We start from the raw sequence: 15,768 nt of genomic DNA, 5'->3' as shown, positions 1-15,768 counted from the left end.
CGTCGCCCCCCAAGGGCCCTGCCGACCAGACGGAGGTGTGCCGTGCGACGTCTCGTCCGCCGGTCCCGGAAACTCATGCGGTACTCGTCGGTGCTGCTGCTCCCCGGCTCGCTGGCGCTGCTGCTCGCGGCGGCCGCGGCCGGCGCGCCCGGCTGGTTCCTCGCCGCCGCCGCGCTCTGCTACGCGGCCGAGCCGGCCGTGGAGCGGCTGATGCCGGACGCGGCCAGGCCGCTGCGCTGGGGCCAGCTCGGCGCCGGCGCCCGGGTGCTGGTCCGGCAGGGGGCGTTCGTGCTGCTGCTCGTCCGGGCGGGCGACGTCGACTCCCCGGTGGTCTGGACGGCGGCCCTCGGCTTCCTCGCGCTCGACTGGATCCGCGCCGCGGTGCTCGCGGGCTCGGTCGCCGCGCGGCGCATCAACCGGGTGCCCTACCTCACCCGCAACCTCGGCAAGGGCGAACCCGCGTCCCCGGCCGAGTGCCCCGCGTGGCAGTCGCGCCTGGTCGCCCTCCTGGAGAACTACGCCGACCTGCTCCCGCTCGTGGCCGGCACCGTCGGCCTCCTCGTCGGCCTGCCGCCGCTGCTGGCCGCCGGCCTCCTCGCCACCGCCCTCGTCGCGGCGGCCGCCCAGGCCGGGCAGTCGGCCCGGCTGCGCCGGATGCGCGTGCTCCTGAACGGCAACCGCGTGGGGCGCGACGTGCAGCGCCGCGTGAACGGCTACAAGCCCGAGGTCGTCCTGTACTTCACCGGGCCCGCCACCACCGTGTACCAGGCCAACATGTGGCTGAGCGCCCTGGAGCAGCTCGACCGCAAGGCCATGGTCCTCGTCCGCTCCCCCGAGGTCGTCGCGGCGATCGCGCCCACCACGCTCCCGGTCGTGTGCATCAGCAAGGCCGAGGACGTCATGAACTTCGACCTGCCGACGGTGAAGGTCGCGCTCTACCCCGGCAACACCGGCAAGAACCTGCACCTGCTCCGCGAGGAGCACATCAAGCACGTGTTCGTCGGGCACGGCGACAGCGACAAGGGGCCGAGCTCCAACCCGGTCAGCAAGATCTTCGACGAGGTCTGGGTGGCCGGCCCGGCCGGCCGCGACCGCTACCACAACTCCGACGCCGGGGTCCGCGACGAGGCCATCGTCGAGGTCGGCCGCCCGCAGCTCGGCGAGATCACCACCGAGCCGTCCGGCGGGCCGGTGCCGACCGTCCTGTACGCCCCCACCTGGGAGGGCTGGGACAACGAGCACGGCTACAGCTCGCTGCTCGGCATGGGCGACAGGATCGTCTCCACCCTGCTGGAGCAGGGCGACCGGCTCCGCGTGATCTACCGCCCGCACCCCTACACCGGCCGGCGGCTGCCCTCGGCGGCGGCCGCGCACAACCGGCTGATCAAGATGATCGAGGACGCCAACCGGACCGGCAACGGCGGCCACCAGGTCGTCACCGGCGCGGACGCCTCCCTCTACGAGTGCTTCAACCGGTCCGACATGCTGATCACCGACATCTCCAGCGTGATCTCCGACTACATCCCGAGCCTGAAGCCGTACGTGGTGACCAACCCCGAGGGCATGGACGAGGCGGTGTTCCGGGCCGAGTTCCCGTCCGCGTCCGCGGCCTACCTGCTCGGCCCGGACTGCGCCGAGCTGCCGGACATCCTCGCCGTCGCCGCGACCCCCGGCCAGGACCCGCTGGCCGGCGAGCGGCGCACGCTCCGCGACTACCTGCTCGGCCCCGAGCACCCGGACGCGATGACCCGCTTCGCCGCCGCCGTCGACGCGCTCGCCGAGGCCGGGCCCCGCGCGACGATGTACGGGAACTCCGGCAGGACGATCCGCACGGCCCGCGAACCCGCATAGAGTTGGTCCTCATCTGCAGCTCGACGGTAGAGGGGCCATGCCGCAACTCCTGGTCAGCGTGATCATCCCGGTCTTCAACTGCCGGGACACGGTGAGCGAGGCGCTCGACTCGGTCTTCACCCAGACCATGCCCGCCGAGCGGATCGAGACCATCGTCGTGGACGACGGCTCGACCGACGGCAGCGCCGAACTGCTCGACGAACTGGCCCGCGCCCACGACCGGCTGACGGTGCTCCACCAGCCGAACTCGGGCGGCGCGGGCGCCCCGCGCAACCGGGGCCTGGAACGGGCGTCCGGGAAGTACGTCTTCTTCCTGGACGCCGACGACCGGCTGGGCCCCGAGGCCCTCGAACGCATGGTCGCGATGGCCGAGCGCAACGGCACCGACATCGTCCTCGGCAAGCAGCTCGGCCTCGGCGGCCGCACGACCCCCAAGGTGTTCGGCGAGAACGTCGAGCGCACCCACGTGCTCGAACCCGGCTCCGAGCTGTTCCGGCGCATGTCGATGGCGGCGCTGCAGCTCTTCCGCCGCTCCCTGATCGAGGACGCGGGGCTGCGGTTCGCCGAGGGCGTCCTGTCCCACGAGGACCAGCTGTTCACCGCCGGCGCGCACCTGCGCGCCCGTGCCGTGTCCATCCTGGCCGACTACGACTGCTACCACTGGATGGCCCGCTCGGACGGGACGAGCAGCACCCAGCTCGGCGGCGCCCACGCGTCCGACGTCTACGCGATCATCGCCCGGGCGATGGACCAGGCCGCGGAGTACGCCGAGCCGGGCGAGATCCGCGACCGGCTGCACCGGCGCTACCTGGACCTGGAGGTGTTCGGACGGCTGGAGCGCCTGTACCTCGGCGCCCCCGACGACGAACGCAAGATCACCTACACCGCGGGCCGCGAGCTGCTGGAGAAGTGGCTCACCCCGACGCTGCTGCGGCAGCTCCCCCCGCTCCGCCGCGTGGTCGCCCACTGCCTGCTCAACGACCTCGCCGAGGAGCTGGAGGCCGTCCTCCGCTTCCACAACGCCACCGGGCGCCCCGCCCTCCATCTGGAGGACGGGCGCTGCTTCCAGAAGTACCCGTACTTCCGGGACGAGGCGACCGGCATCCCGGACGACTGCTACGAAGTCGCGACGACGCCGCGGATGCTGCACCGCCTGGAGCCTCCGGCCTGGGCGGACGACGCACTCCTGGTCAGCGGCACCGTGGTGGTGCGCGATACCGACGAGGGCACCCCCGAACTGCACCTCATCCTGGAGGACGGCGAGGGCGCCGGACACCGGGTCGCGTGCACCAACGGCCCCGCTGAGCACACCGGTGAGGGGATGGCCACGTCCTACACCGCCACGCTCGACCCCGCCTCGCACGACTGGCGGGACGGCCGCTGGACGGTCTCCGTGGAGGTGTCCATCGGGGGGCATTTGCAGACCGTCCCCATCCTCAAGCCCCGCGACATGCACGTCCCGGCCGTGATCTGCACCCGTCCGGCGGGCGGCGCACGGCTCGTCCGCGTCCTGCCGGTGCGCGGAAAGGGCGCGCTCGCGCTGGAACTCGGCGGCGCGCCCACCCACGCCGACTTCCCCGACGCCGAGGTCGGCCTCGGGTCGGGCAACCGGCTGCGGGTCCGGACCGGGTTCCCCGCCGTCCACGGACCCGGCCCGGCACCGGCCATGAGCGTCGTCCTCCGGCACTCCCGCCGCGACGACGCGGTGATCCGCGCCGCACTGCGGCCCGACGAACCGGCCCGCCTGCGGGCCGAGGTGTCCCTCGCCCGCGCCCGGACCGGGCGCTGGGCGGCGTACCTGGAGATCGACGGCGTGGGCGGCCCCGTCCGGGTGCGGTTCACCGAGGAATCCGGCGTTCCGGGACCGGTGACCGCCTCGTGGGTGCCGCCGCGCCGTGTGCACGTCCGCCTCGACGACGCGCGGCTGACGGCCCTCGTCACCGATCCGGTGCGGCGCCGGCTGGGGGGCCTCCGGCGGCGCTGGTCCCGCAAGTCGTGACGGCGGCCGGGCCGCCGTACATCCGCCAGCTCGATCGAACCCGCCAGGAAGGCAACGCATGACGCACCGCATCCTCCCCAGCGCCCAGGTGGACCCGTCCGCCGAGCTCGGCGACGGGACGACCGTGTGGGACCTCGCCCAGATCCGCGAGGACGCCCGGCTCGGCTCCGGCTGCATCGTCGGGCGGGGCGCCTACGTCGGCTCCGGGGTGCGGATCGGCGACAACGTCAAGCTGCAGAACCACGCCCTCGTCTACGAGCCCGCCGTGCTGGAGGACGGCGTGTTCGTCGGGCCCGCCGTCGTCCTCACCAACGACCGCGCGCCCCGCTCGGTGTCCCCGGACGGGACCCTGAAGCGCGCCTCCGACTGGGAGGCCGTCGGCGTGCACGTCGCCGAGGGCGCGTCCCTGGGCGCCCGCAGCGTGTGCGTCGCACCGGTGCGCGTCGGCCGCTGGGCGATGGTCGCGGCGGGCGCGGTCGTGACCCGCGACGTCCCCGACTTCGCGCTGGTCGCCGGCGTCCCCGCCCGCCGGATCGGTTGGGTCGGCCGCGCCGGCGTCCGGCTCACCGAGCGCGCAGGCGAGCCGGGAACCTGGGAGTGCCCGCAGACCGGCGAACTCTACATCGAGGAACCGGCCGCGGACGGCTCCGGCACGACGCTCACGGCCAAGCGGGGCTGAGCCGGTCAGGCCTTGGCGTCGAGGCTCTTCAACTGCCGCGTCGTCACGACGATGTCCGGCCGCATCCTGGCCAGCCGCCGGCCGAGCGGCACCGACGTCCGGTCCATCACGACCACGCGGACGACCTGGTCCGTGTCGATCTGGCTGAGCACGCGCCGCCGCGCGATGCGGGCCAGCACGTGCGGCCGGACGTGCCGGTAGAACGGCACGAAGAGCCGCCGGTGGACGGCGCGGGAGAACCGGCTCCGCGCGCCGTTCAGCAGCGCGCCGGGCCGGCCGAGCCCCGCGAACGGACGGACGATCACCCGCGGCAGCCGGACCACGAGCGTGTGCTCCAGCCAGGGCAGCGGGTGCCCGGCCTCCGCCTTGTCGAGGCGGTGCAGGCGCACCCGCTCGTCCAGGGCGTCCCAGCCGCCCGGTTCCGCCGTCACCAGATCGACCTGCGCCCCCTCCTCCATCGCGAAGTGGCCGGCCAGCCCGATGATGCGCTTGTACTGGCGCTTGACCGGCACGGCGGGACGGGGGTCCATGGTGAGCCTCGGGTCCATGGCCAGGACCAGCACCCGGGGCGCCCGCGCGTTCATGTCACCGTCTCCCAACACGTTCACCCGGCCACGGCGCGCTTGCGGGAGGCCAGTTCGGTGAGCCGCTCGACGAGCGGCTGCAGCGTCACGTTCCGCTCGAAGCGGTCCGCGTAGGCGCGGGCCGCCGCGACCTGGCGCTCGTCGAGGCCGGCCGCGGCCTTCGCCGCCTCGACCATCGACGCGGCGATGTCCGCCGGGTCGAGCCCGCCGGGATTGAACCACAGCGGGTAGCCGCGCAGCAGTTCCTCGGCCGCCGACCCGGGCGTGTGGACGGACACGATCGGCCGTCCCGCCGCCATGTACTCGAAGATCTTCCCGGAGGTGACGTAGCGTCCGCCGCCGTTGAGGAACACCAGAACGTCCGAGCCCTGGTAGACGCCGGCGAGCTCCGTCTTGGGCACCGCACCCCGGTGGTACACGCCGGAAGCGAGGATCTGCTCGTCGCCGTCGCCGCTCTCCGGGACGGTCTCTTCCCCGGCCGCGGCGGCGAAGCGCTTGCGGAGCTTGTTGCCGGTGCCCTGGAAGAAGCCGAAGTACCCGTAGAAGTTGAGGGTCGCGTCCGCCATGTCGGGATGCGTCCGCGCCTTGGTGAACCCCTCGATCAGTTCCTCGATGGGCTGCTTGTCGGTGACCGTGCCGACGAAGGAGAAGCGGGGAGCGGCCTCGCCCGACTCGCCCCGGGCGGCCGGAGGCGGCTCGGCGCTCTCCGGGAGAGTGTCGGCGTCCCACCCGTTCAGGACGGTCATCATCCGGTCGGCCGCACGCGGGTAGCGGTCGGCGTGCCAGGCGCGCTGGGCCTCGTTCACGTACAGCGAGTTCGCCGCGGACCTCAGCACCCGGCGCTCCCAGCGCCAGGCGGGATGCCCGTCCTCGAACATCGGCTCCTCGCTGAACTGGTCGAGCGTCCAGGAGTCGCGGTAGTCGATGACGTACGGGGTGCGGGTCAGCTTGTGGAACAGCCAGGCCGCGGCGAACGAGGCGTACGGGTTCCCCGTCGCGAGGACCACGTCGAACCTGCGGCGCGCGTGCATGCGCAGCGCCCGCCGCACGCTGGCACGGCCCCACGAGGCGTAGTGCTCGGGGAAGACGTGCTTCTGCCCCCACGTGTACAGGGACTGGGCCAGCTGCGGGAACGCCCCTCGGAACCGGCTGTACTCCCGCAGGTCCGTCTGCCACACGAACCTGTTCAGCTCCGGCCGCACCAGTGTGATGCGCGGGTCGACCGTGTCCAGCAGCTTGTCGTCGACCGAGCCGATCGTGTCGTACAGGAACGGCAGCGGCGCCGCGAAGACCGTCACGTCCCAGCCCAGCTCGGTCAGCCGGTTGGCGGTCGCCCGCGGCCGGAACACCCCGCTGGCCCGGGACGGCGGGAAGTAGAAGGCGAGGTACAGAAGGCGCGGGCGGCGTTCGGTCATGGATTCATCCTTCGGCGTTGCCTGCCAGGGGCCTTTCATGAGCGATGGAGTAGGACAGCCGCGCTCCCGCGCCCGTGATCGCGTCCGCGAGTTCCGCGACGGTCACCAGCGATTGCGGGTCTCCGATGACGACGAGGTCGATGGACCGGCCGCGCAGGAGCTCCCGCTCGACCATCCGCCGGCGGACGGCGGCGCGGTCGCGCCGGTAGAGGCGCGCCAGCCGGCGGTCGATGGGACGGGCGACGCGCCGGCGGTAGGCGCCCTCGATCCGGTTCCCCAGCCCGCGCAGCGGCCCGGGCAGGCACACCCGCACCAGCAGCTGCGGGATCCGGTACAGCGGGACGCGCACCGCGGCGGGCCGGTAGCGGCGTTCGAGCGCGGGCAGCTCGACGGCGTCGACCCCGTCCGGCAGCGGGTCCTTCGCCCAGGCCGACTCCTTGCGGACCAGCACGGTGGCGCTGCCGCCGTCCGCGCGGACCTGCGCGGACTCCCGGACGACCGCGGGCCGGCGGGAGGCGCCGAGCGCCACGAACAGGACGTTCACGCTTCTTCTCCCCCTGCGGTCCTCGTCGCGTCTCCGCCGTCGTCGGGGAACCAGTGCCGGTGGTGCGCGGCGGCGACCGTGCGGTAGCCGAAGCGCTCGTCCAGGACGGCACGGGCCTTCGGCAGGTCGAGGTCGCCCGGGAAGCGGTCCCGCAGCCGGCGGTAGCCGGCGACGATCGAGGACGCGTTCTCCTCGACGTCGATCATCTCGCCGGCCGCGCTCTCGATGCCGGCCAGGGTGCGCTCGGGGCCGCCGCAGCGGGTGACGAGCACCGGCAGGCCGGCCGCCACCGCCTCGATGATCGACACGCCGAACGTCTCCCACCGGGCCGGGTGGACGAGCAGGTCGTGTTCCCGCATGAGCCGGGTGGCCTCGTCGGGGGCGACCGCGCCGAGGAACGACACCGCGTCGCCGAGACCGAGTTCGGCCGTCCGCTCCACGAGCTGCCGGGTCATCACGCCCGGCCCCGCCATGGTCAGCGTCAGGTCGGGATCCTCGTCGTGGCACTCGGCGAACGCCTCCAGCAGCCAGTCGACGCCCTTGCGCTCCACCAGCGTGCCGACGTACAGCCAGCGGCGCAGCTCGGTGACCGGACGCGGCCGGGTCAGCTCGAAGGAGATCGGGTTGGAGATCATCTCGATCTTGTGCGCGAGGGACGGGAACGCCGCGGCGAGGGTGTCGCGCAGCACGTCCGTCACGACGAGGAAACCGGTGCAGCGGTCCAGGACCTGCTCGTACATCTCGCGCGAGTCCGGCTGCTCCAGGACCTTGTCGAGGAAGGACGCGTGCTCGGTGACGAACACGCGCGCGTCCGGGCGGGCGTTCTCCAGCGCCGTCCAGCCGCCGCGCAGCCCCACGTGGGCATGCACGACGGGGGCCGGGATCGGCTCGCCGCCGAGCGCCTCGCGCAGCCACGCCGCGTGCTCCCGGGCGAGTTCGGCGAACGTGTAGTCCGGCACCGTCGGCACCGGCACGCGCAGCAGCCGGGCGCCCGCGGCGGCCGGCGCGGGGTGCAGCGCGACCGGCAGGAGCCGCCGGTGCGCGTCGCGCGCCGCCTCGACCTCCGCGGCCGGCTGCCTCATGAGCCACGCCTCGGTGTGGTAGACGGTGACGTCGCCGCAGCCCGGCGCGGTCGCCTCGACCATCGCCTGGACGAACGCGCCGGCCCACTCCTGCTTGGGGTTGGGATACCAGGGGGTGACGACGGCCACGTCCCGGTCACCGCTCGACCGCGTCGCCATGTCAGTCCTGAGCGCCGATGAGGCGGTCGTCGGACGCCTCCGAGCCGGCTCCCGCGGCCGGGGCGACCCCGGCGGCGGAGGGCAGCAGCTCGGTGTAGACGCCGTCCAGGACGTCGGCCTGCGCCTCCCACGTCCACTCGCGGAGCAGGTCGGGCCGCGCGTCGTACACGGCGCGGTACCGCTGCGGATCGCCGAGCACCGCCTCGACCGCCCGCACGTAGTCGTCGAGGTCCTCGGCGCGGAAGACCTCGCCCTGCCCGGTGTCGCGCACCATGTCGCCCATCGCCTGCACGTCGCTGACGATGATCGGCAGCCGCGCGTGCGAGTACTCGAAGAACTTCGTGATCAGGGCGATCTCGTGGTTCGGCCAGTGGTGGATCGGGATGACGCCGATGTCCGCCGCCGACAGGAACGGGACGACCTGGTCGAACGGCACGTAGGGCAGCGTGTGCACCCGGTCGGCGACGTCCAGTTCGGCGGCGCGGGCGAGCAGGCCCCGCACGTAGTCGGACCGCGCCGAGGAGACCACCAGGGCGACGTGCAGCCCGGGCAGCCGCGGCAGCGCCTCGATCATGATGTCGAGGCCGCGCTGCACGGAGGCGCTGCCGCTGTAGACGGCGATCGGGGTGTCCGGGCCGACGCCGCACAGCTCCCGCATGTCCGGGACGGGCTCGTCGGTGGTCGGCTCACCGCCGGTGATCGGGGCGTTCAGCACGACGGTCGGCTTGTTCCGCAGGCCGTGCCGCTCGACGAGCCGGTCGCCGAGCGCCGCCGAGACGGTCACGACCGCGTCGGCGTCGCCGGAGTACTCCAGCTCGTGCGCGCACATGGCGGGCAGCCAGCGCGGGCCGGCCCCCCACGGACGGATGCCGGGCAGGAACTCGTGGGCGTCCCACACCAGCTTGACCTGGCGGCCCTTGGCGCGCGCCCGCCGCACGGCCCGCGCCCCGACACCGAGCATCCGGAAGTCGTTGGCGTGGACGATGTCGGGTTCCAGCTTGTCGATGACCTTCCCGTACGCGCTGTCCCAGTCCCACAGGTTGCGGTCGAGGACGCGCCAGGCCCGGTTGCCGAGGACGCCCTGCCAGAACTTGATCGGCAGCCGCTCCAGCGGTGCGCGGGGGTTGTTGCGGGCCGCGGTCAGCGAGTCGGTCTGGCGGACGCGCAGCGCCACCCAGCGCGCCTGGACCTTCGCCGTCACGCGCCGCGCCAGCAGCCAGGCCTTGCGCGCCGGGCCGCCGCCCCCGGGGGCGAGGCGGCTCGCGGCGAGGTCGGCCCGCCGGGACTGGACGAGCCGGCGCCGGTAGTCCGCCACGTTCGGGTGCCCGTACGCGAGCGGGCGGCGGAGCGTGGCGCGCAGGACGCCGTGCCTGTTGCGCAGGAGCGTGTGCTGGATCGGGATGAGCCGGACCCTGGCCTCCCCCAGCTTCCAGGAGCGGCGCTTCTTGGCCGACGTGCAGCCGAGGAGATGGACCTCCCAGCCGGCGTCGGCGGCCGACTTCGCCGCCTTCTGGACCCGGGAGTCGCGGACGACGTCGTTGTCGACGAGCATGACGACGCGGCCGCGGAACGAGCCCGGGCCCGTCTCGTCTGCCTCTTTCTGCATGCGATTCTCCAGTTGCGGTCGGCCGGGCCGGCTCAGCGGGACGCTCAGCCGGCGGGATGCACCGGGGCGTCCTCATGGCCCGGAGCGCCGATGACGGTGTGGTGGACGCCGGGCCAGCGGGACGGGTCGGTGATGCGGCGGCCGTCGACGAGGGCCTTGACGCCCGGCAGGTCGTCCGCGCCGAGGTCGCGGTACTCGGCGTGGTCGGCCTGGATGATCGCGGCGGTCACCGGCTCGCCCCGGTGCGGGGGCAGGTCGAGGGCCTCGAGCTCCTCCGCCGTGTACATCGGGTCGGACACGTAGGGGACGGCGCCGCGCTTGCGCAGGGACTCGACGGTCGGGAAGACGCCGGAGAACGCCGTCTCCTTCACCCCGCCCCGGTAGGCCGCGCCCAGCACCAGGACCGGTGCGCCGTTGAGGTCGCCGTAGGCGTCGGCGAGGAGGCCGACGGCGTAGTCGGGCATGGCCGCGTTGGCCTCGCGGGCGGCGCGGACGACCGTCGCGGACGGGTCGTTCCACAGGTACATCCGCGGGTAGATGGGGATGCAGTGGCCGCCCACGGCGATGCCCGGCCGGTGGATGTGGCTGTACGGCTGGGTGTTGCACGCCTCGATGACCTTGGTGATGTCGACCCCGGCCGTGTCGGCGTAGCGGGCGAACTGGTTCGCGAGGCCGATGTTGACGTCGCGGTAGGTCGTCTCGGCGAGCTTGGCCAGCTCGGACGCCTCCGCCGAGCCGAGGTCCCAGACGCCGTTGGGGCGGTCGAGGTCGGGGCGGTCGTCGAAGTCGAGCACCTGCTCGTAGAACTCGACGCCGTGCTTCGCGGACGCGTCGTCGATGCCGCCGACGAGCTTGGGGTAGCGGCGCAGGTCGGCGAAGACCCGTCCGGTCAGCACGCGCTCGGGGCTGAACACCAGGTGGAAGTCCTCGCCGGCGGTGAGGCCGGAGCCCTCCGCCAGCATCGGCGCCCAGCGGCCCCGGGTGGTGCCGACGGGCAGCGTCGTCTCGTAGCTGACGAGCGTCCCGGGGCGCAGGCCCTCGGCGATGGCGCGGGTGGCGGCGTCCATCCAGCCGAAGTCGGGGGTGCCGGCCTCGTCCACGAACAGCGGGACGACCACGACGACCGCCTCCGACTCGGCGACCGCCGCCGCCGTGTCGGTCGTCGCCGTCAGCAGGCCCGCCTCGACCGCCGCGCCGAGGTGGAGCTGCAGGTCGGTCTCGCCGGGGAACGGCTCGCGGCCGGCGTTCACCTCGGCGACGACCCGCTCGTTCACGTCGGCGCCGATCACCCGGTGGCCCTTGCGGGCGAACTGCACCGCCAGCGGGAGACCGATCTTGCCGAGCGCGACCACGCAGATCCGCATGTGCTACTTACCTCCAAGGGACGCCGCGCGCTTGATCCGCCGGGCGGCCGCGCGGGCCGGGCGGACCGGGCGCGTTTCGATGACCGTGCCGTACCGGTCGTCGCCGGTGACCGACAGCCGGTGGGGCCTGGCGCGGTGCCAGACCAGTTCGCCGCCCGCCGCCGGCAGCCCGGCCGGGACGGCGACGTCGTGCGTCTCGCCGGACGCGGTGAAGACGAGCCGGAGGTCGTGCCGCGTCCGGGCCGGGCCGGTGAGCAGCGCCACGGGGATCCTCGCGGTCAGGTGCAGGCCGTCCTCGCGGGCCTCGCGGGTGACGACCGCCTCGTCCAGGTGCACGCGCTCCTTGCCGGCGCCCTTGCCGGTGCGCGGGGCGAGCGCGAGCCGGACGACCGCCGGGTCGCCGGCGTCCGGGCCGGTGAACGGCGTCCGGACGGTCACCTCGACGGTGTCGCGGTCGCGGCGCGCGGCGACCGTCCGGACCTCCTGGGAGAGCCGCTTGCGCATCCCCTTGGTGATCTCGAACAGCTCGTCCGGCAGGTTCAGCCCGGGGTCCTCGAACCCCTGGTAGGCCAGGTAGGTGCGGCCGTTCTTCACCGCGATCGGGTAGGGCCGCTCCTCCACCGCCGCCTTGATCGCCTCGCACAGCAGGTCGATCCGGCCGTGCTGGGCGAGCCGCAGCCGGGCCCGGCGGACGATCGGCAGCGTGTAGAGGACGTCGTCGGTCACGTACTCCTCGACGAGCCTCCCGACGCGGGCGCACACGTCCTGCTGGGCGTCGCGGTCGAGTTCGAGGAACCCCTCCCGCGTCGGCATCGTCAGCTCCCAGCGGGTGTGGCGCGTCAGGATCGCGTCCCGCCGCGGCCCGGGTTCGAGGAGGCCGGCGACGACGCCGAAGAGGCTCTCCGCGCATTCGAGGCGGGTGTGGACGTCGACGGCGCCCTGCGTGATGTTGCCGCCGTCCTCGCGGAGCACCGCGTAGTAGCAGGTGTAGTCGGCGAGGACGGAGATCCGCGCGGCGCGGACGCACGCTTCGAGGGTGAACGGCTGGTCGCTGCCGATCCGCATGTGCTCGGGGAAGCGCAGCTTGTACCGCTCGACCAGGTCGCGGCGGAACAGCTTGCAGTTCGACAGCACCCACGGGAGCACCGAGTCGTACAGGTCGATCTCGGGACGGTTCTCGGCGAACAGCTCGGGGCGCCGCACGGCCCGCCCGTTGACGCCCTCCATCTTGCCGACGAGGACGTCCGAGCCCCACTCGTCGGCGGCGGCGACCATGCGCTCCAGCGCCTCGGGGCCGAGGTGGTCGTCGGCGCCGACGAAGTAGACGTAGCGGCCGGACGCGACGTCCAGGGCGCGGTTGCTCGGTGCGGCCGGGCCGCCGGAGTTCGGCTGCCGCAGGACCGTGACGACGTCCGGGTACTCGGCCGCGAACCGGTCGAGCTCGGCCCCGCTGCCGTCGGTGGAGCCGTCGTCGACGGCGACGACCTCCATGCGGTCGGCGCCGATGGTCTGCCCGACCAGCGACTCCAGGCAGGTGGTCAGGTAGGGCATCGTGTTGTAGACCGCGACGACCACCGTGACATCGGGAGCCGCGGCCTCAGACGGCACCTGCCACCTCCGACGCCCGCAGCGAGACCGTCGTCCCGAGCTTGGCCGACTCCAGCACGGCGGCCGAGACCTCGACCGTCCGCAGGCCCTGCCGCAGCGTCACGATGTCGGCGTCGCCGCCGGGCCCGGCGAGGACCGCGTCGCGGAACCGCTCGTGCTCGGTCAGCAGCGGCTCCCGCTTCGGGATCGCGTACCGGATCATGTCGCCCTCGGACACGCCGCGGAACGCCCGCAGCGCCTCCCACTCGGTGCTCATCTCGCCGTTGGCGTAGAACGTCAGGTCGGCGGTGAGCGTGTCCGCGACGAAGCAGCCGCGGTCGCCGGTGACGACCGTGGTGCGCTCCTTCAGCGGGCTCAGCCAGTTCACCAGGTGGTTCACCATGGAGCCGTCGCTGAGCCGCCCGACGGCCGCGACCATGTCCTCGTGCGGGCGGCCGCTGCGCGCCACCGTGTGCGCGGAGACCGACACGTAGTCCTGGCCGGTCACCCACGCGGTGAGGTCGATGTCGTGGGTGGCGAGGTCCTTGACGACCCCGACGTCGGCGATCCGGTGCGGGAACGGCCCCTGGCGGCGCGTGACGACCTGGAACACTTCGCCCAGCTCGCCCGCCTCCAGCCGGCTCCGCATGCTCTGCAGCGCCGGGTTGTAGCGCTCGATGTGGCCGACGCCGGCGACCAGGTTCCGCGACTCGAACGCCTTCACCAGCCGCTGCGCGGCCTCGACCGACTCGGCGAGCGGCTTCTCGATCAGCGCGCCGACCCCGGCCTCGGCGAGGGCGAGCCCGACCTCCTCGTGCAGCGCGGTCGGGCAGGCGACCACCGCGTAGTCGACGCCGAGCGCCAGCAGGTCGTCGAGCGACTCCAGCACCGGCACCCCGTGCGGGGCGCCGCCCGGACTTCCCGCCGGGTCGACCACGCCGACGAGGTCCACGCCGTCCAGCCCGGACAGGACGCGCGCGTGGTTGCGTCCCATCACGCCGAGCCCGACCAGGCCCGCGCGCAGCGGGGCGCTCACGACGCGGCCCCGTTCACGGCGTCGGCGACCCGCGCCAGCTGCTCGCCGGTGAGCGACGGGTGCACCGGCAGCGACAGCACCTCGGCCGCCGCACGCTCCGTCTCGGGCAGGTCCCAGCGCGGATCCGGCCGGCCGTCCTTCAGGTACGGCTTCAGCCGGTGGACGGGCGTCGGGTAGTAGACGGCGTTGCCGACCTTGCGCTCGTCCAGGTGCCTCTGGACGGCCTCCCGCTCCCGCACCCGGACCGTGTACTGGTGGTAGACGTGCCGGGCGCCGTCCGCGACCGGCGGCGTCACCGCCCCGGTGATCTTCGCGTTGAGGAGGTCGGCGTTGGCGCGGCGCCGCTCGGTCCAGCCGTCGAGCTGCGTGAGCTGCACGCGGCCGATGGCGGCGGCGACGTCGGTGAGCCGCATGTTCGCCCCGACGATCTCGTTGGCGTAGCGCTGCTCCATGCCCTGGTTGCGCAGCAGCCGCAGCGTGCGCGCCGTCTCCGCGTCCGCGGTGGTGATCATGCCGCCCTCCAGGGCGTGCATGTTCTTGGTCGGGTAGAAGCTGAAGCAGCCGACGGTGCCCATCGCGCCGGCCGGGGTCCCGCCGAGGGCGGCGCCGTGCGCCTGGCAGGCGTCCTCCACGACCGCGAGGCCGTGCTGCTCGGCGAGCGGCCCGATCCGGTCCATCGCCGCCGGGTGCCCGTACAGGTGCACCGGCATGATCGCCGCGGTGCGCGGCCCGATCGCCGCCGCGACGGCGCCCGGGTCGAGGCAGAACGACCCCGGTTCGATGTCGACGAACACGGGGTCGGCGCCCACCAGCCGGACGGCGTTGGCACTCGCCGCGAACGTGAACGAGGGCACGATCACCTCGTCCCCGGGGCCGATCCCGAGCGCCATCAGGCTGAGGTGCAGCGCGGACGTCCCCGAGTTGACCGCGACGCAGTGCCGTCCGGCCACCACCTCGGCGAACTCCTCCTCGAACGCGGCGACCTCCGGCCCCTGGACGACCCGCCCGCTGCGCAGGACGCGCACGGCCGCCTCGATCTCGGCGTCACCGATCACGGGACTCGCCGCCGGGATGGGCCCCTCCGATTCCACGGGCATGCACGGACTCCTTATGCCAGCACGGTGTGAGAGTGGGGCTTCCTCGCGTACGGAGCGCGACCACATGCGCACATCATGGTGGAAGCCTCGCCTAACGGACGGATTCTAGCCAAGTCAGTCGATCGTCAGGACGTTCGTTGATCTATCCGCCGCCATTCCGTCCGCCGCCGCCCCCTCGGCGGCGCCCCTTCACGCGGAGATAACTCCAGTAGAGGAGCCCGAAGAGGATGAGCCCGGAAAGGACCAGACCCGACCCCGTGCTCCACCCGGAGAACGGCAGTTCGTCCACGATCCCCCAGGCGACCCCGGCCCCGATCAGCGCGAGTCCCGTCAGGATCGATCCGGTGAGCCGCCACCAGGAGGTCACGCTCTCCTCGGCCGCCTGGATCGCCCGCTCCCGCACCGGTTCGACGTACCGGTCCACGGCCGGGAACTCCCGCGCGAGGATGAGCAGCCCCGCCAGCACCAGCAGCAGCCCGGGCCCGGGCAGGACCAGCAGCGCCGCCCCGAGCGCCAGCACGCCGCCGCCGCCGATGACCACCAGGACGCGTCTCGTGGACCGCCCGTACGACATCCCGCCCCTCCGTCCCCCACACCACCGTGCACCGCCACGCTAGATCTTGCGCACAGCGCACCGCCCAAACCCCGGCACGGCCCTTCGAGAGAATCCTCCGCCGCGGGCGACCGGGGGCGGGCATGGAGCGGCCCCGTCCCGGGGGCGTGATTCGGGACGGGGCCGCGGGCCGCGCGGGACCGGGCGACGGT

At 73.6% G+C, this 15,768-nt stretch carries 13 protein-coding genes; 3 read left to right on the top strand and 10 right to left on the bottom strand.

The window, feature by feature from the left end:
- Positions 1-42: 42 nt before the first annotated feature.
- From E1284_RS29030 to E1284_RS29020, 3 genes are read left to right on the top strand one after another with little or no spacing between them, the layout of a single operon-like run.
- Entirely contained in the window at positions 43-1,851 is a 1,809-nt protein-coding gene (locus E1284_RS29030) for a CDP-glycerol glycerophosphotransferase family protein (protein WP_131943337.1), read from the top strand.
- Positions 1,852-1,888: 37 nt separating this feature from the next.
- Entirely contained in the window at positions 1,889-3,850 is a 1,962-nt protein-coding gene (locus E1284_RS29025; protein WP_131943336.1) for a glycosyltransferase family 2 protein, read from the top strand.
- A 58-nt stretch (positions 3,851-3,908) separates the two neighbouring features.
- Positions 3,909-4,529 (top strand): acyltransferase, encoded by a 621-nt coding sequence (locus tag E1284_RS29020; protein WP_131943335.1) that lies wholly within the window; start codon positions 3,909-3,911, stop codon positions 4,527-4,529.
- A gap of 5 nt (positions 4,530-4,534) precedes the next feature.
- On the opposite strand, the gene E1284_RS29015 is transcribed toward E1284_RS29020, so the two are convergent.
- From E1284_RS29015 to E1284_RS28970, 10 genes are all read right to left on the bottom strand, one after another.
- The gene (locus E1284_RS29015) at positions 4,535-5,113 is read right to left on the bottom strand and encodes a hypothetical protein (protein WP_131943334.1); all 579 of its coding nucleotides are present in this window, start codon (positions 5,111-5,113) and stop codon (positions 4,535-4,537) included.
- A 20-nt stretch (positions 5,114-5,133) separates the two neighbouring features.
- Positions 5,134-6,528 (bottom strand): glycosyltransferase, encoded by a 1,395-nt coding sequence (locus tag E1284_RS29010; RefSeq protein ID WP_131943333.1) that lies wholly within the window; start codon positions 6,526-6,528, stop codon positions 5,134-5,136.
- A 4-nt stretch (positions 6,529-6,532) separates the two neighbouring features.
- On the bottom strand, positions 6,533-7,072 hold the full coding sequence (locus E1284_RS29005) for a hypothetical protein (protein ID WP_131943332.1): 540 nt from the start codon (positions 7,070-7,072) through the stop codon (positions 6,533-6,535).
- Positions 7,069-8,313, bottom strand: a complete 1,245-nt coding sequence (locus E1284_RS29000) for a glycosyltransferase family 4 protein (RefSeq protein WP_207924011.1) — start codon at positions 8,311-8,313, stop codon at positions 7,069-7,071. Before E1284_RS29000 ends, E1284_RS29005 begins: the two co-directional genes overlap by 4 nt.
- A 1-nt stretch (position 8,314) precedes the next feature.
- Positions 8,315-9,919 (bottom strand): glycosyltransferase family 4 protein, encoded by a 1,605-nt coding sequence (locus tag E1284_RS28995; protein ID WP_207924010.1) that lies wholly within the window; start codon positions 9,917-9,919, stop codon positions 8,315-8,317.
- A 44-nt stretch (positions 9,920-9,963) separates the two neighbouring features.
- Positions 9,964-11,283 carry a nucleotide sugar dehydrogenase gene (locus E1284_RS28990; RefSeq protein WP_131943331.1) on the bottom strand — a complete coding sequence of 440 codons (1,320 nt, stop codon included), beginning with the start codon at positions 11,281-11,283 and terminating at the stop codon, positions 9,964-9,966.
- A gap of 3 nt (positions 11,284-11,286) precedes the next feature.
- Positions 11,287-12,891: a glycosyltransferase family 2 protein gene (locus E1284_RS28985; RefSeq protein WP_207924009.1), complete on the bottom strand. Its 1,605-nt coding sequence runs from the start codon at positions 12,889-12,891 to the stop codon at positions 11,287-11,289.
- Complete coding sequence (locus E1284_RS28980) at positions 12,881-13,906, bottom strand: Gfo/Idh/MocA family protein (protein WP_131943330.1); 1,026 nt, start codon at positions 13,904-13,906, stop codon at positions 12,881-12,883. Before E1284_RS28980 ends, E1284_RS28985 begins: the two co-directional genes overlap by 11 nt.
- Entirely contained in the window at positions 13,903-15,003 is a 1,101-nt protein-coding gene (locus E1284_RS28975; RefSeq protein ID WP_131943329.1) for a DegT/DnrJ/EryC1/StrS family aminotransferase, read from the bottom strand. Before E1284_RS28975 ends, E1284_RS28980 begins: the two co-directional genes overlap by 4 nt.
- 142 nt (positions 15,004-15,145) lie before the next feature.
- A complete protein-coding gene (locus E1284_RS28970; protein ID WP_131943328.1) occupies positions 15,146-15,577 on the bottom strand; it encodes a PGPGW domain-containing protein in 432 nt (143 codons plus the stop codon).
- Between the last annotated feature and the right edge of the window lie 191 nt (positions 15,578-15,768).

Origin of the sequence: Actinomadura bangladeshensis (assembly GCF_004348335.1) — a bacterium.
In the GTDB taxonomy this organism is placed as follows: domain Bacteria; phylum Actinomycetota; class Actinomycetes; order Streptosporangiales; family Streptosporangiaceae; genus Spirillospora; species Spirillospora bangladeshensis.
Note: the sequence above shows the minus strand (reverse complement) of the source record. Positions and strands in the feature narration are given on the sequence as shown.

Coding starts and splice junctions, on each gene's coding strand:
- E1284_RS29010 (WP_131943333.1), bottom strand. CDS start 6,528: ATGACCGAACGCCGCCCGCGCCTTCTGTACCTCGCCTTCTACTTCCCG.
- E1284_RS28990 (WP_131943331.1), bottom strand. CDS start 11,283: ATGCGGATCTGCGTGGTCGCGCTCGGCAAGATCGGTCTCCCGCTGGCG.
- E1284_RS28995 (WP_207924010.1), bottom strand. CDS start 9,919: ATGCAGAAAGAGGCAGACGAGACGGGCCCGGGCTCGTTCCGCGGCCGC.
- E1284_RS29000 (WP_207924011.1), bottom strand. CDS start 8,313: ATGGCGACGCGGTCGAGCGGTGACCGGGACGTGGCCGTCGTCACCCCC.
- E1284_RS29020 (WP_131943335.1), top strand. CDS start 3,909: ATGACGCACCGCATCCTCCCCAGCGCCCAGGTGGACCCGTCCGCCGAG.
- E1284_RS29015 (WP_131943334.1), bottom strand. CDS start 5,113: ATGAACGCGCGGGCGCCCCGGGTGCTGGTCCTGGCCATGGACCCGAGG.
- E1284_RS28970 (WP_131943328.1), bottom strand. CDS start 15,577: ATGTCGTACGGGCGGTCCACGAGACGCGTCCTGGTGGTCATCGGCGGC.
- E1284_RS28975 (WP_131943329.1), bottom strand. CDS start 15,003: ATGCCCGTGGAATCGGAGGGGCCCATCCCGGCGGCGAGTCCCGTGATC.
- E1284_RS29025 (WP_131943336.1), top strand. CDS start 1,889: ATGCCGCAACTCCTGGTCAGCGTGATCATCCCGGTCTTCAACTGCCGG.